Here is a 13,813-nt window from a genome sequence, read left to right on the forward strand (position 1 = left end):
TTAGCCAGCTGCATAAATCAATTCACGCTCGGTGATGTCGCGCCCTGGTACATCAAGCCGCTCGAATACCAGCTTCTTTAGAATGTCCTGCTCACCTGCCGGCATCAGGTAAAACATGATGTTGCTGTACCAAAGCCAGCCAAGCCGCGTCAGCCGATAATGGTTTGTGTCCTCCAGGACCAGGCCTGCCTGGATCAAAGCATCAAGCCGATGTATCAGCGCCTCCGGCACACGGCACATTTCAACCTGGCGTTTGTCGACCACGCCGTGATACGCCAGGCGAACGACCAGCGGCTTGACCACATCCAGCAGCGAATCATGCCCACTCACCTGGCACACGTGCTCCCCTACCGCCATGCGTTGGGTATATTTTTCGCGCAATGAAATGTTGGTAATGACGTGCCCCGCCACCGACGAGATGGCGCCCACGCCAAAGCCCAGCAGGTCATGGTCGGCATAGCCGTAGACATGTTCGTGGTAGACAAATGAGTAATCGTTAGCGAATAGCAAGCTATCGGCGCCGGGCCTGTGCACATAGCCATGGCCATTATAGGGAACATAACCATACTGGCGCAGATGCTCATCGAGCATAAATTTCATGTTGAGCTTGCGCATCGCAGGCATTACGTCCGCGAAGCGAGCCTTGATCTGCTTATGTAGTTTGACGGATGTGGCAGCGTTATTAATAGGGTAGATATCCACATTACTGACGCCCATCTCAACCGCTTTATCAATGTCGGCAAGTGTCTGCTGCTCATGGCTTCCGTTCATGCCATACAGGATGTCGCAGAGCACATGCCCAAAATGGCCGCGCAGCAGTTCGGCAGCACGCTCGATCTTGCCAATGTCCGGGTCGAGATTGAACAGGTGCCGCCATTCACGATCAGTCGTTTGCAGGCCAAATCGTGCATGAGTGATACCAATGGCAGCGAGTGCGCGAATACGCTCTTCGGTGACACTGGTGACATTGAACTCGAATGAGAACTCCTGTACATCGCGCATATCGAAATGACGATGCAGCGCCTCGCCAATGTCGTAAATGTTTCGCGGCGATAGCAGTGATGGTGTTCCACCACCAAAAAATATGGCTCTGACCGGGACCGCCTTCAAGTCCATTACTTGTGCCTTGTACTCTATTTCGCCGATCAGAGCCTGCGTATATCGGTCGATGTCCTCGGCTCGCTTGTACAGCCCTCGGGTAAACGGGCAAAACGAACAAATGGACTCACAGAAGGGGATGTGGAAGTACAACGCCCGTGAACGCGCACTCTTATTCGCAGTGACCATCATCTCAGCAAACTGATTTCGTCCCGGCTGGTAAACATTGAGTGCTTGCGTTGGAAAGAAAAAATTGTAGAGCGGGAACTGATAGTCAAACTTTAACATTCCTCTATCGAGCAACTGCATGCCTAACCCCCCCTGGATCGTTCACTGCACTTCCACGCAACAACGTTCTTCGATTGATTTGTACATCCGTACCAAAAAATTCTGAAATCCCTTCATTGATCGATTGATTACTCTTCCCACACGTATACACGTCAATACTAATGTAGCCGCGCTCAGGATAAGTATGGTAAGAAAGGTGAGACTCGGACAAAAGAAAAAGCCCGGTAACTCCCTCCCCGCCTGAGGAAAACTTGTGAATCATATCGCTTATCACGGTAAACCCGGATGCCTGCAGAGCAGATAAAAAGAAGCAATGCAATGCTTTATCATTGCTCAGCAACTGCGCATTGGCACCGGTTATATCCCAGATGGTGTGGTATCCACGATCGTTCATAAAGCGTGCTCCTTCAGGAAAATGAAGGGGCGGCACGAAGCCGCCCCCTTACTTACCACATGCAAACACCTTTCGTGTCAACGCCAGCCACATCGGTCTTGAACAGTTCGATTGCAGATTTCATATGTGAACTCCTTTCAGATTATTGAGGTCGCCCGTGTATCTGCAGGGCAACTCCAACCTAAGACTTCTTTGGGGCCACACTCAACAACCAAGTTGTAACAAGAACACGACCAACGACATGCACTGACCAAGCAAGCAGAATATTCCTACACTGCTTACATGCTTGATAAGCGCACTACCCAATATTCACCCACGGTGGGATAGAGCACTTCAATGGCGCTTACTAAAATGCGCACACTCCTCGTCCCCACAAGGAGCAATGGCATCAAATTTAAACATGTTGTTTATACGTAACGAGTTGTTACCGGCCGCCACCGCCGCCGTTTTCTGCCGGTTCGGCGCCTCACGCACAGGCAGCAGAGCCCCGTCAAGCCTCTGCTACACTGACAGAGCTGAACGGAGGATCCTGCCATGTCCGAAAGAGAGCTCACCACCCTGCTGTCGCTGATGAACCAGCGCCAAGCCTGCCTGAGCAGCGCCTGCAAGGAGATTGCCGACTGGATCGACCGGCAGGGCGATGTGCCCGCCGCCGGCAAGATCCGCGCGAGCCTCAAGGCCCTGGAGGCTGACGAGGCCCAGGTACGCAAGACCCTGACCTCGCTGACGCTCGACAGGCCGCTGCCCAAGTTTCGCAGCTGAAAAGATCAGGGCCGCTGTGCGGCCCTGTTTCAAGTGTGTCAGTGGTTCATGTGCATGTGGTCATGCCCTGCGCCCACCTCGGCTGTGAGCGCCCGCACTTCAGCCTGCACGTCCAAGGTTTCCCTGGCGCCTTTGGCATCTTCGATGGTCAGGGTCAGCGGCACTTTCTCACCCTCCTTCACCTGATTGCTCAGCCCCATCAGCATCACGTGCAGGCCATTCGGATCCAGCGTCACGGCTTTGCCGGCTGGCAACTCGACGGTTTTCACCTCACGCATGCCCATCACGTCGCCGTTCATGGTCATCTCGTGCACCTGAACGGTCTTGGCCAACTTGGATGCCACGCCCACCAACTTGCTGTCGCTGCTGGCGGTCAGGGTCATGAAGGCACCGGTGGACTGCTGGTGCGGCACACTGGCGCGTACCCACGCATCACTCACCGTGGTCTGAGCCAGAGCCGGCAAGGCGAGGCCCATCAATGCCAGCGTGGCCAGGCCGCGCTTGAACGGTTGCAGTGAAATAGCCATTAGCAAATCTCCATCAGGGTAACCAGGTCTTCGGCGCATTCCCGGGCGGTCAGGGAATGGCCCAGGCTCAGGCGCAGCGTGCCGCGCGTATCGTAGACATAGCTGGTGGACGAGTGGGAGACGGTATAGGTATCCCCGGCCGGGACCTTCTCGTAGAACACCTTGAATTCCTTCGCTACCGCGGCGATTTCCTCGGGGGTGCCGGTAAGCGCGGTGAACGACGGGTCGAACGCCTTGACGTAGGCATCGAGCACTTCCGGCGTGTCGCGCTCCGGATCCAGGGTAATCAGCACCACCTGGAACAGGTCGCGATCGCGGCCTTTGAGCAGCTTGCGGATTTGTGCGGCGCGCGCCAGCGTAGTCGGACAGACCGCCGGGCACTGGGTAAAGCCGAAGAAGATCATCGGCATGCTGCCGTAGAAGCTCGACAAGGTGACGTCGTTGCCACGGGTATCCTTGAGGCGGAACTTGCGCCCGAGGATTTCGTTGCTCATGTTCTTGCCGTACTTGAACTCGAGCCCCCGGGCCGGGCTGCAGCCTGCCAGCAGGCCGAGCCCGAGAACGCCCATCCCGGCGACGACCGCGCGCCGGGTAAACAGATCATTCATGGAACCATCCTTTACAGGGAAGGTGCCGGCCCTAGGGACAGGCCGGCCGAAAAACCGGGGCATTCTGGCATGACACCCCCAGGGCATCTACCCGACGTTGGAGGTGCAGGCCTGCAGCCCTTTAAATACGGGCTGCGGCCTGTTGTCGCAGGGGTTGAATCCGTAACAGTTTGTTGCTAGGGATCAAGGTTCTGGCAGCGCCAACCTGAATCGCCCGAGACGTCTCAGTAGTACGCGTTTTCTTTCTGGCTGTGGTCGGTCACGTCACGTACACCCTTGAGCTCAGGAATGCGCTCGAGCAGGGTACGCTCGATGCCGTCCTTGAGGGTGACGTCCGCCTGGCCGCAACCCTGGCAACCGCCGCCGAACTGCAGCACGGCGATACCGTCGTCGACCACGTCCACCAGGCTGACCTGACCACCGTGGCTGGCCAGCCCCGGGTTGATCTCGGTCTGCAGGTAGTAGTTGATGCGTTCGTTGATCGGGCTGTCTTCGTTGACCATCGGCACCTTGGCATTCGGCGCCTTGATGGTCAGTTGGCCACCCATGCGATCGGTGGCGTAGTCGACCAGCGCGTCCTCGAGGAACGGTTCGCTGACCGAATCGATGTACGCGGTGAAGCTCTTGAGCCCCAGCGCGGTGTCGTCAGGCTTCTCTTCGCCCGGCTTGCAGTAGGCGATGCAGGTCTCGGCGTACTGGGTGCCCGGCTGGGTGATGAAAATGCGGATGCCGATGCCAGGCGTGTTCTGCTTGGACAGCAGATCGGCCAGGTAATCATGGGCGGCGTCGGTAATGGTTATAGCGCTCATGGAAGTTCCTCACAGACTTGCGGCCAAGTGTACGCCAACCTGGCCTTCGAACAAAGTCCTAGTAATTGACTCGGGAAAGCGCATATGCCTGGCTTTGCTCCCGTGGCGCCGCCAGCCAGGCGTGCATCCGTCGGTACAGGCCTCGCTCAAGCCACTGGTAGCTGAACCAAGACATTAGTCCAATGGACGGCACGCAGAAGGCGAAGACCAGGTAAGGGTTCAGCTTCAGCCGCTGGCTGACGAACCAGCCGCCGTAAAGCACCAGCACATGGATCAGGTACACCGAATAGGAGCAGTCGCCCAGCATCTTGAGCAGTCGATTGCCTTTGAACCAGGGCTCTAACGCAACGAATGCCAGCACCACCAGCGCGCTCGGCAGCCCCCAGTGCAGCAGGCGCTGGGAAGCGTCCAGGTGAAACAGCGCATACCCCGCCACCGCCAGTACTACCAGCGGCAGCCATCGCCCCTCGCGAATGAGTCCGCGGCGGTACAGCACACCCAGGCCAATACCGAGCAGGAACTCGTAGATGATGTCGTTGTTGTAGAAACGGCTGACGACACCCAATCGGCCCAGCAACTCACTCACCACCAGCAGCGCGGCGGCCACCAGCAACAGGTGGTGACGCTGGCGGGCCATAAACGCGAGGCCGAACAACGCGTAGAAGAACATTTCGTAATTCAGCGTCCAGCCAACGTTCAGGGTCGGATACAGCCCATAACCTCCCGGGTTTTCGGCCGGAATGAACAACAGCGACAACAGCAAGTGTTGCCATTGGAACACCTGGTGGGGCATCCATTGGCTGGCGACGAGTAGCAGCGTGGCCATCAGCGCCGTGTAGAACCAGTACGCCGGGACGATGCGCAGCAGTCGGTTGAGCAGGAACTGCCCAGGGGTGATGGCTTTGTCTCGGGTTGAGAGGTAGATCACCAGGCCGCTGATCACGAAGAAGATGTCGACCCCCACGGCGCCTCGCTCGCTGAGCAGGCGGCCGACAGGGCCGGTGGCATGGAAGTCGAAGAAAATTTGCATGAAGTGGTGGCAGACCACCACCCAGGCGGCGAGCGCCCGCAGTGCCTGAAGCGAATACAGCATGAAATACCTGCGATCAGCCGGTGCATTGAGGCCTCGCCCGCCCGGCTCCCACAGCACCTGCAGGAGCCGGCTTGTCGGCGATGGGGCTGCAAACCAGCCCCTGGCCACCCGACCTTTGGGACCGCAGTGAGTCCGCAAAGGTCAGTCCGGCCGATCAGAGGTTCTCGTAGCGGTTCATGTCCAGTACGCCCGCCTCGACCGGATCGGTCTGTTCGATGAAGGTGTTCAGGTCATGGAAGTAGAACCAGAACCGCGGATGGCTACGCCGCACGCCCCAGCGCATGACGATGCGTTCGAACTTGGCCGGGTCGTCGCGTGCCGCCTCCATGTCCTCGACGAACTCCGGCACGTTCGACGCCGGGATGTTGAAGATGAAGTTCGGGTAGCTACTGAGCACCCCCGGGTACAGGGTCAGGGTATCCAGACCTGGCTGGTAGCGGTACGCCTCGCCCAGCAAGAAGGCCACATTGCTGTGGGCCCTGTTGCGCAACAGGCTGTAGACCTGACGGCGGCCGCCCTCGCCTTCGATGCGCAGCATGGTCGCCTCGGGCAGTTGGTTGATCACCTTCAGCCCCGCCGCCGGACGCGACACCAGTCGGCTGAGCGACTGCTCTACATCGCGGAACTCGGCATCCATCTCCGGCCGTGAACAATAAGCGCCCTTGCAGCGGTTGATCGGGTCTGGCGCTGCGTTGAGGCTGCCGGTGCGCTGCAGCAGTTTCAGGCCAAAGTCGCGCGTCGGGTCGCGAGGGTCGAGTTTCAGCCCGCTTGGGGTGTCGGTGTCGATGTCCTCGTAGTCCATCCACATCTTCACCTTGCCGCTGTTCTGGTACCAGTTGCTGAGCACCTTGCCACGCTGATCGGCCGGCATCAGGCGCAGGAAGTTGACCTCGGCGCCGTTGCGGATCAAGTCGAAGTACAAGCGCGTCTGCAACTGGTGCGAGACGTTGCCAAACACATCGAAGTTGACCGCCAACTGATAATAAGTGCGCTCGAACAACGGGTAGTCGAACAGCCAGGTGGTCAGCGGCACATCGCCGATCAACCCCTTGGTCACCGAAGCACTGTCAAAGTGGCGGAAGATGGTCAGCAAGGCATTGTCGTTGCCCGCCCACAGGGTCGACCAACTCGGCGGCGCCATCTCGGCGTAGGCCTCGCGGCGCAGCTTTTCATATTCATTGCGCTTGTCCCGGTAGGCGTGCCACAGGGTGAGCACGCTGCCCACGTCATCGATCTGCCCAGGCATCGCCAACAGCGGCGTGGCTTCGCTGCGGTACTTGGCATCGGTGATGTAGCGGTCATGCGCTGGCTCCTGGAACAGCGCCCAGAAGTTGTCGCGGATCACGTCGGTGGCGATTTGCCCACGGCAAACTGGGCCGCGGATGAAGGTCCGCACGAAGTACTCGGCGTTATCCAGCATGAACTGATAGCGCGCCACCGCCGGAATCGCCTCGAAGGTCTCGAACGGGTTGGCCCGGTGACGTGGGCCGTAACCCGGCAGCGCGGTGGCATGCCAGTCGCCCGCGTAGAACAACTGCTTGACCCGCTTGAGCTTCTGCGGACCCATGGGGTACGTGATGTGGGTCTTGTGCACGATCACGCCCTGCACCGGCACCAGGCGGTAGTAGAAGTCGGTGCCCGGCGGGTCGTTGGGGCGGCGAGTGGCGATCAGGTCGACCGGCTGGCCGCTCGGCGTGCGCGAACGTACCCATTGGAAGAAGTGGCCTTGTTCGCCGCCGACGAAATAAATATGCGCGAGGAACAGGTGCTCGTACAGCCAACGACCCACCAATGCTTCGGTGGAACCGGGACGGTTGAGCAGTTCTTCCCACTCGGCGATCTGCCTGGCTTCGACCGGGCTGGGCTGGATCGGCTGGTATTCGACTGGCGCACCGGCGGCCAGCCAGGCGCGCATGGTCTGGTACTCCTGGTCGGTCAGACCGGTGACGGCCAGCGGCATGCCTTCCTTGGGATGCGCGCCGGCATAAGCGTCGAACTCATGGGGCAACGGGCACATGTTGTTGCGGTTGAGCCCAAGCACGATCTCGTCGGGCAATTTGGCATTGGGCGTGAGCGGGGTCTTGTGACCGAGTTCGAGCATTCGAGCCATCAGTGCGGCCTGGCTGCCCTGGTTGTCGAGCACCGAATAAAAGCCCTTCTTACGCCATTCGGCCTCGCTATGGGCGTCGTAGAACAGCCGTGTGGTGGGCACCGCCTTGCTCCGGTCGCCCTGGTACACCGGCACCTTGGAGGCACCGCGCACTGCACCTTCGGGGCTTTCCAGCTTGAGCTGGCACGCGGCGTCGTTGCACGCATGGCAGGCCACGCATTTCTCGGTGAAGATCGGTTGAATATCCCGGGTGTAGGAGATGCCCGGACTCGACTGGGGGCCCTGCCCAAAGGCCACGCCACTGACGAGCAGCGCGAAGCCACAAGCCAGGGCAATAAAACAGCGATGCACCATGTGCGCGAAATCCTGGTTACAGAAAGCCATCACGTTAGCCTGGTCGTCCTTGGATGCTCATCGACCCAACATGAACAGAATTCATGCAAATGGGCAGCGCGCCTAAAAACCGCGCAGCTTTGTTATGATTCGGCACCTTCTGATTTTTGCCCGACCAGGTAGTTCCTATGTCCGACCGCAGCGCTCGTCTCCAAGCACTCCAGAACGCACTCAAAGAGCGCATCCTGATCCTCGACGGTGGCATGGGTACTATGATCCAAAGTTACCGCCTCGAGGAACACGACTATCGTGGCACGCGCTTTGCCGATTGGCCAAGTGACGTCAAGGGAAACAACGATCTGCTGCTGCTCAGCCGCCCCGATGTGATCGCCGCCATCGAGAAGGCCTACCTGGACGCTGGCGCCGACATCCTTGAAACCAACACGTTCAACGCCACGCAAATCTCCCAGGCCGACTACGGCATGGAGTCGCTGGTGTACGAGCTGAACGTCGAAGGCGCCCGCATCGCCCGCCAGGTGGCCGACGCCAAGACCCTGGAAACCCCGGACAAACCGCGTTTCGTCGCCGGCGTGCTCGGCCCTACCAGCCGTACCTGCTCGATCTCCCCGGACGTCAACGACCCCGGCTACCGCAACGTCACCTTCGACGAGCTGGTGGAAAACTACATCGAGGCCACCCGTGGCTTGATCGAAGGCGGCGCCGACCTGCTGCTGATCGAAACCATCTTCGACACCCTCAACGCCAAGGCCGCGATCTTTGCCGTGCAGCAAGTGTTCGAAGAAGACGGCGTCGAACTGCCGATCATGATCTCCGGCACCATCACCGATGCCTCCGGCCGAACCTTGTCCGGCCAGACCACCGAAGCCTTCTGGAACTCGGTGCGACACGCCAAGCCGATTTCCGTCGGCCTGAACTGCGCCCTGGGCGCCAAGGACTTGCGTCCGTACCTGGAAGAACTGGCGACCAAGGCCGACACCCATGTTTCGGCGCACCCCAATGCCGGCCTGCCCAACGCGTTCGGCGAATACGACGAAACCCCGGCGGAAATGGCTGCCGTGGTCGAGGAGTTCGCTGCCAGCGGTTTCCTCAACATCATTGGCGGTTGCTGCGGCACCACCCCGCCGCATATCCAGGCCATCGCCGAAGCTGTGGCCAAGTACAAGCCGCGGGCCATTCCCGATATACCCAAGGCTTGCCGCCTGTCGGGCCTGGAACCGTTCACCATCGATCGTCAGTCGCTGTTCGTCAACGTCGGCGAGCGGACCAACATCACCGGTTCCGCCAAATTCGCCCGGCTGATCCGCGAAGAGAACTACACCGAAGCGCTGGAAGTCGCCCTGCAGCAGGTAGAAGCCGGCGCCCAGGTGATCGACATCAACATGGACGAAGGGATGCTCGACTCCCAGGCTGCCATGGTCCGCTTCCTCAACCTGATCGCTGGCGAGCCGGATATCTCCCGCGTGCCGATCATGATCGACTCCTCCAAATGGGAAGTGATCGAAGCGGGCCTCAAGTGCATCCAGGGCAAGGGCATCGTCAACTCGATCTCCATGAAGGAAGGCGTCGAGCAGTTCAAGCACCACGCACGCCTGTGCAAGCGCTATGGCGCCGCCGTGGTGGTGATGGCCTTCGACGAAGTCGGCCAGGCCGACACTGCCGCACGCAAGAAGGAGATCTGCCAGCGCAGCTACGACATCCTGGTCAACGAGGTAGGCTTCCCACCGGAAGACATCATCTTCGACCCCAACATCTTCGCCGTGGCCACTGGCATCGAAGAGCACAACAACTACGCCGTCGACTTCATCGAGGCCTGTGCCTACATCCGTGACCACCTGCCTTTCGCGCTGTCGAGCGGTGGTGTGTCCAACGTATCGTTCTCGTTCCGCGGCAACAACCCGGTGCGCGAGGCGATCCACTCGGTGTTCCTCTACCACGCCATTCAGAACGGCCTGACCATGGGTATCGTCAACGCTGGCCAGCTGGAGATCTACGACGAGATCCCGCCTGTCCTGCGCGAGAAGGTCGAGGACGTGGTACTCAACCGCACCCCGCACGGCACCGATGCATTGCTGGCCATTGCCGATGACTACAAGGGCGGTGGCGCGGCCAAGGAAGTGGAAAACGAAGAGTGGCGCTCGCTGCCGGTGGAAAAACGCCTGGAGCACGCGCTGGTCAAAGGCATCACAGCCTTCATCGTCGAAGACACCGAAGAGTGCCGTCAACAGTGCGCGCGTCCTATCGAGGTCATCGAAGGCCCGCTGATGAGCGGCATGAACGTGGTCGGCGACCTGTTCGGTGCTGGCAAGATGTTCCTGCCCCAGGTGGTGAAGTCAGCCCGCGTGATGAAACAGGCGGTAGCCCACCTGATCCCCTTCATCGAGGCGGAAAAAGGCGACAAGCCAGAGGCCAAGGGCAAGATCCTGATGGCCACGGTCAAAGGCGACGTGCACGACATCGGCAAGAATATCGTCGGCGTGGTGCTGGGCTGCAACGGCTACGACATCGTCGACCTGGGCGTGATGGTGCCGGCGGAGAAGATCCTGCAGACCGCCCGTGAACAGAACTGCGACATCATCGGTCTATCCGGCCTGATCACCCCGTCGCTGGACGAGATGGTCCACGTCGCCCGTGAAATGCAGCGCCAGGATTTCCACCTGCCGCTGATGATCGGTGGCGCCACCACCTCCAAGGCCCACACAGCGGTGAAGATCGAACCCAAGTACAGCAACGATGCGGTGGTCTATGTCACCGACGCCTCCCGCGCCGTGGGTGTCGCCACCCAGCTGCTGTCCAAGGAGCTCAAGCCAGGCTTCGTCGAGAAAACTCGCCAGGACTATGAAGAAGTGCGCGAGCGCACCGCCAACCGCAGCGCCCGCACCGAGCGCCTGAGCTACGCCCAGGCAGTGGCCGCCAAACCGAAGTACGACTGGGCCGGCTACCAACCGGTCGTCCCGTCCTTCACCGGCGTCAAGGTGCTGGAAGACATCGACCTGCGCACCTTGGCCGAGTACATCGACTGGACCCCGTTCTTCATCTCCTGGGACCTGGCCGGCAAGTTCCCGCGCATCCTCACCGACGAGGTGGTCGGGGAAGCCGCCACCGCGCTGTACAAGGATGCCCGCGAGATGCTCGACAAGCTGATCGACGAAAAGCTGATCAGCGCCCGTGCCGTCTTCGGTTTCTGGCCAGCCAACCAGGTGGCCGACGACGACATCGAAGTGTACGGCGAGAACGGCCAGACGCTGGCCACCCTGCACCACCTGCGCCAGCAGACCATCAAGCCGGACGGTAAGCCGAACTTCTCCCTGGCCGACTTCGTCGCACCAAAGGACAGCGGCGTCACTGACTACATGGGCGGCTTCATCACCACCGCTGGCATCGGTGCCGAGGAAGTGGCCAAGGCCTACCAGGACAAGGGCGACGACTACAGCTCGATCATGGTCAAAGCCCTGGCCGACCGCCTGGCCGAGGCCTGCGCCGAATGGCTGCACGAGCAGGTGCGTAAAGAGCACTGGGGTTATGCCAAGGACGAGCACCTGGACAACGAAGCGCTGATCAAGGAGCAGTACAGCGGCATCCGCCCTGCCCCAGGCTACCCCGCGTGCCCGGATCACACCGAGAAGGCCACGCTGTTCCGCCTGCTCGACGGCAGCGCCATCGGCGAAACCGGCCCAAGTGGCGTATTCCTCACCGAGCACTTCGCGATGTTCCCGGCGGCAGCGGTCAGCGGCTGGTATTTCGCCCACCCGCAGGCGCAGTACTTTGCCGTGGGCAAGGTCGACAAGGACCAGATCGACAGCTACAGCGCGCGCAAGGGCCAGGAAGTAACCGTAAGTGAGCGTTGGCTGGCACCTAACCTCGGTTACGACAGCTGACAGTTCATCGCCGGCACGCCGGCGCCTGCAACGATGGCGCAGAGCCTGCAGGAGCCGACTTGCCAGCGATGAGGCCAGTACCTATCACCTACACTGTCCTTGTATGCCTCTGCATTGATCAGGAGCCCCCATGGACGATTCCAGCCAAGGCAAGCCGCCCACCTTCTGGCAGATGCTGCACAGCATCCTGGCCGCAGCGTTCGGCGTGCAGAGCGGCAAGAACCGGGCACGCGACTTCACTCACGGCAAAGCCAGCCACTTCATCGTGCTGGGCACGTTGTTCACGCTGGTGTTCATCCTGGTGCTGATCGGCCTCGTGCAACTGGCCGTGCACCTCACCGCCCGCTAAAACGCAATCCGCCCGCGGAAATCCCTTCCACGGGCGGCTCAGGTTGAGTCACGGTCTGAAGACTAAGGCTACTGGTGGCTGACCCAATATACGGCAGTGACCACCACCAGGACGATCAGGCAGAGGATCGCCCAGGCATCGACGCTGCTGTCAGCTTTGCGGACCTTGGTTGAGTTTCCCATTGCATTGCCTCTTGTAGTGGTTATGGGAATGCACTTCACAACCAGCAGTTAAGACGAGCGATGCCCTTCTCTCAAGCAGGGTTTTTCAATAGTCGACGGGTGACGCAAGAAACGGATACTGGAAACCGGCCGGGCGCCCTTCGGCGCTGTAACGCTGGAAATCGATCCCGTAGTCGTCCCGATCCAGCAGCTTCAGCCAACGCCGGGCCTTGTTCTCGTCGATCGATTGCAGCGCCGGCGCCCGGTACTCATGCAGGCCATCACGATCCATCGACACCCCTTGGGCATCATCATGCAGCATCACCATGGCCCAGCCGCCCAAGGTGAAGTGCCCGCCCATCAATACCCCCAGGCGTCCATCGATTCGTGCCCGCAGTGCCTCGGGGGAGCTGTTGATCGCGCTGAACACCACGTCCCGGCCCGGCTTGCGCCCAGCCGCTTCGAACGCCTGCATGGCGCCAAAAGCCATTTCGTCATTGGCTGACCAGACCAGCTTGATGTCCGGATATCGCTCAAGCAGCACCTGGGCCTGTTCGAAGGCACGCTGACGGTTCCAGCCACCGTACACGACCTGACGCAATCGCACCTGGGGAAAGTCCGCCAACGCCCGGCGCATGCCCTGCTCGCGCAATTGCGAGGCTGGCGTGCTCTTGACCCCGGCGAATGCCACCAGGTCCACGGGCTCGTTGCTACGGGGCAGCAAAGCGACCATCTGGTGCAGCATCTGGTAACCGGCCTGTTCGTCATTGGCGGTTAGGGTACCCAACAGCTGTGCGTATTTCTCCGGCTGCGCCTTGATACTCTGGGCCTGGCTGGCGGTCAGGCCATTGTTGACCAGGAACAACTTGACCCCGGTGCCCTGGGACAGCCGGATGATTTCCGGCGCCACGTACTGCTCGTTGACCAGCACCAGGTAGTCGGGTCGTTGCGGCCCCTGGAGAATCGTCCGGGCCTGAACCAGCGCACGCTCGGCACTGCGCTCGCTGTACTCCACCCGAAGGGTCATGCCCAGGTCGTCGGCCGCCGCCTGCATGAAACGCGAATAGCTGGTCCAGAACGCTTCGCTGGACAGGCCTGGGTTGAGAAATACCACCGAAGCAGCCTGCGCACTGGCTACCAGCGGCAGGCTCAGGCACAGGCTTTGGCACAACGCCTTGAGCATGCGGTTACACCCGTCGAAACAAAGTCGCGAGTATAAACATGTCGGCGCACGGGCGAACAAATGCCAGTCAGTCTCACATAGTCCGTTTAGTTCTTTTCATATGCAAAAACATCACTTTAGCGCATAACTACAACCTGATATCGTTCCCCGGCTCCGAAACCGGAGTGCGCGGCCGTGCGCGCGAATAGCTGCATGCAGCCTG

Annotated in this window: 11 protein-coding genes; 3 read left to right on the plus strand and 8 right to left on the minus strand. The window is 60.2% G+C overall.

The window, feature by feature from the left end; genetic code table 11:
* Both IF103_RS14260 and speD read right to left on the minus strand, forming a co-directional pair.
* Window positions 1–1,407, minus strand: a complete 1,407-nt coding sequence (locus tag IF103_RS14260) for a coproporphyrinogen-III oxidase family protein (protein ID WP_104883574.1) — start codon at window positions 1,405–1,407, stop codon at window positions 1–3.
* Window positions 1,391–1,780, minus strand: a complete 390-nt coding sequence (gene speD / locus IF103_RS14265) for an adenosylmethionine decarboxylase (protein ID WP_202675425.1) — start codon at window positions 1,778–1,780, stop codon at window positions 1,391–1,393. Before speD ends, IF103_RS14260 begins: the two co-directional genes overlap by 17 nt.
* Before the next feature lie 534 nt (window positions 1,781–2,314).
* Here speD and IF103_RS14270 point away from each other — a divergent pair.
* The gene (locus IF103_RS14270) at window positions 2,315–2,542 is read left to right on the plus strand and encodes a hypothetical protein (RefSeq protein ID WP_003260451.1); all 228 of its coding nucleotides are present in this window, start codon (window positions 2,315–2,317) and stop codon (window positions 2,540–2,542) included.
* A 38-nt stretch (window positions 2,543–2,580) separates the two neighbouring features.
* On the opposite strand, the gene IF103_RS14275 is transcribed toward IF103_RS14270, so the two are convergent.
* The 5 genes from IF103_RS14275 to IF103_RS14295 all read right to left on the minus strand — a co-directional run bounded on the left by IF103_RS14275 (window position 2,581) and on the right by IF103_RS14295 (window position 8,043).
* Window positions 2,581–3,063 (minus strand): copper chaperone PCu(A)C, encoded by a 483-nt coding sequence (locus IF103_RS14275; protein WP_104884064.1) that lies wholly within the window; start codon window positions 3,061–3,063, stop codon window positions 2,581–2,583.
* Between the two features lie 5 nt (window positions 3,064–3,068).
* The gene (locus tag IF103_RS14280; protein WP_202675426.1) at window positions 3,069–3,677 is read right to left on the minus strand and encodes an SCO family protein; all 609 of its coding nucleotides are present in this window, start codon (window positions 3,675–3,677) and stop codon (window positions 3,069–3,071) included.
* A 224-nt stretch (window positions 3,678–3,901) separates the two neighbouring features.
* Window positions 3,902–4,486 carry a Fe-S biogenesis protein NfuA gene (gene nfuA, locus IF103_RS14285; RefSeq protein ID WP_027907063.1) on the minus strand — a complete coding sequence of 195 codons (585 nt, stop codon included), beginning with the start codon at window positions 4,484–4,486 and terminating at the stop codon, window positions 3,902–3,904.
* Between the two features lie 58 nt (window positions 4,487–4,544).
* Window positions 4,545–5,579 carry an acyltransferase family protein gene (locus IF103_RS14290; protein WP_202675427.1) on the minus strand — a complete coding sequence of 345 codons (1,035 nt, stop codon included), beginning with the start codon at window positions 5,577–5,579 and terminating at the stop codon, window positions 4,545–4,547.
* Window positions 5,580–5,733: 154 nt separating this feature from the next.
* Window positions 5,734–8,043, minus strand: a complete 2,310-nt coding sequence (locus IF103_RS14295; RefSeq protein ID WP_027907065.1) for a fatty acid cis/trans isomerase — start codon at window positions 8,041–8,043, stop codon at window positions 5,734–5,736.
* 167 nt (window positions 8,044–8,210) lie between these two features.
* Here IF103_RS14295 and metH point away from each other — a divergent pair, with 167 nt between their 5' ends.
* Entirely contained in the window at window positions 8,211–11,918 is a 3,708-nt protein-coding gene (metH, locus tag IF103_RS14300; RefSeq protein ID WP_104883571.1) for a methionine synthase, read from the plus strand.
* A 130-nt stretch (window positions 11,919–12,048) separates the two neighbouring features.
* Complete coding sequence (locus IF103_RS14305) at window positions 12,049–12,267, plus strand: DUF2970 domain-containing protein (RefSeq protein WP_023381068.1); 219 nt, start codon at window positions 12,049–12,051, stop codon at window positions 12,265–12,267.
* 267 nt (window positions 12,268–12,534) lie between these two features.
* Here IF103_RS14305 and IF103_RS14310 read toward each other — a convergent pair whose 3' ends face one another.
* The gene (locus IF103_RS14310) at window positions 12,535–13,611 is read right to left on the minus strand and encodes an ABC transporter substrate-binding protein (protein ID WP_023381069.1); all 1,077 of its coding nucleotides are present in this window, start codon (window positions 13,609–13,611) and stop codon (window positions 12,535–12,537) included.
* Window positions 13,612–13,813: the final 202 nt, after the last annotated feature.

Source organism: Pseudomonas sp. SK2, from assembly GCF_016772395.1.
In the GTDB taxonomy this organism is placed as follows: Bacteria; Pseudomonadota; Gammaproteobacteria; order Pseudomonadales; family Pseudomonadaceae; genus Aquipseudomonas; species Aquipseudomonas taiwanensis.

Bases quoted from the DNA above. Each gene is read 5' to 3' on its own strand.
- IF103_RS14260 (WP_104883574.1), bottom strand. From the start codon at position 1,407: ATGCAGTTGCTCGATAGAGGAATGTTAAAGTTTGACTATCAGTTCCCG.
- speD (WP_202675425.1), bottom strand. From the start codon at position 1,780: ATGAACGATCGTGGATACCACACCATCTGGGATATAACCGGTGCCAAT.
- IF103_RS14270 (WP_003260451.1), top strand. From the start codon at position 2,315: ATGTCCGAAAGAGAGCTCACCACCCTGCTGTCGCTGATGAACCAGCGC.
- IF103_RS14280 (WP_202675426.1), bottom strand. From the start codon at position 3,677: ATGAATGATCTGTTTACCCGGCGCGCGGTCGTCGCCGGGATGGGCGTT.
- nfuA (WP_027907063.1), bottom strand. From the start codon at position 4,486: ATGAGCGCTATAACCATTACCGACGCCGCCCATGATTACCTGGCCGAT.
- IF103_RS14290 (WP_202675427.1), bottom strand. From the start codon at position 5,579: ATGCTGTATTCGCTTCAGGCACTGCGGGCGCTCGCCGCCTGGGTGGTG.
- IF103_RS14295 (WP_027907065.1), bottom strand. From the start codon at position 8,043: ATGGTGCATCGCTGTTTTATTGCCCTGGCTTGTGGCTTCGCGCTGCTC.
- metH (WP_104883571.1), top strand. From the start codon at position 8,211: ATGTCCGACCGCAGCGCTCGTCTCCAAGCACTCCAGAACGCACTCAAA.
- IF103_RS14305 (WP_023381068.1), top strand. From the start codon at position 12,049: ATGGACGATTCCAGCCAAGGCAAGCCGCCCACCTTCTGGCAGATGCTG.
- IF103_RS14310 (WP_023381069.1), bottom strand. From the start codon at position 13,611: ATGCTCAAGGCGTTGTGCCAAAGCCTGTGCCTGAGCCTGCCGCTGGTA.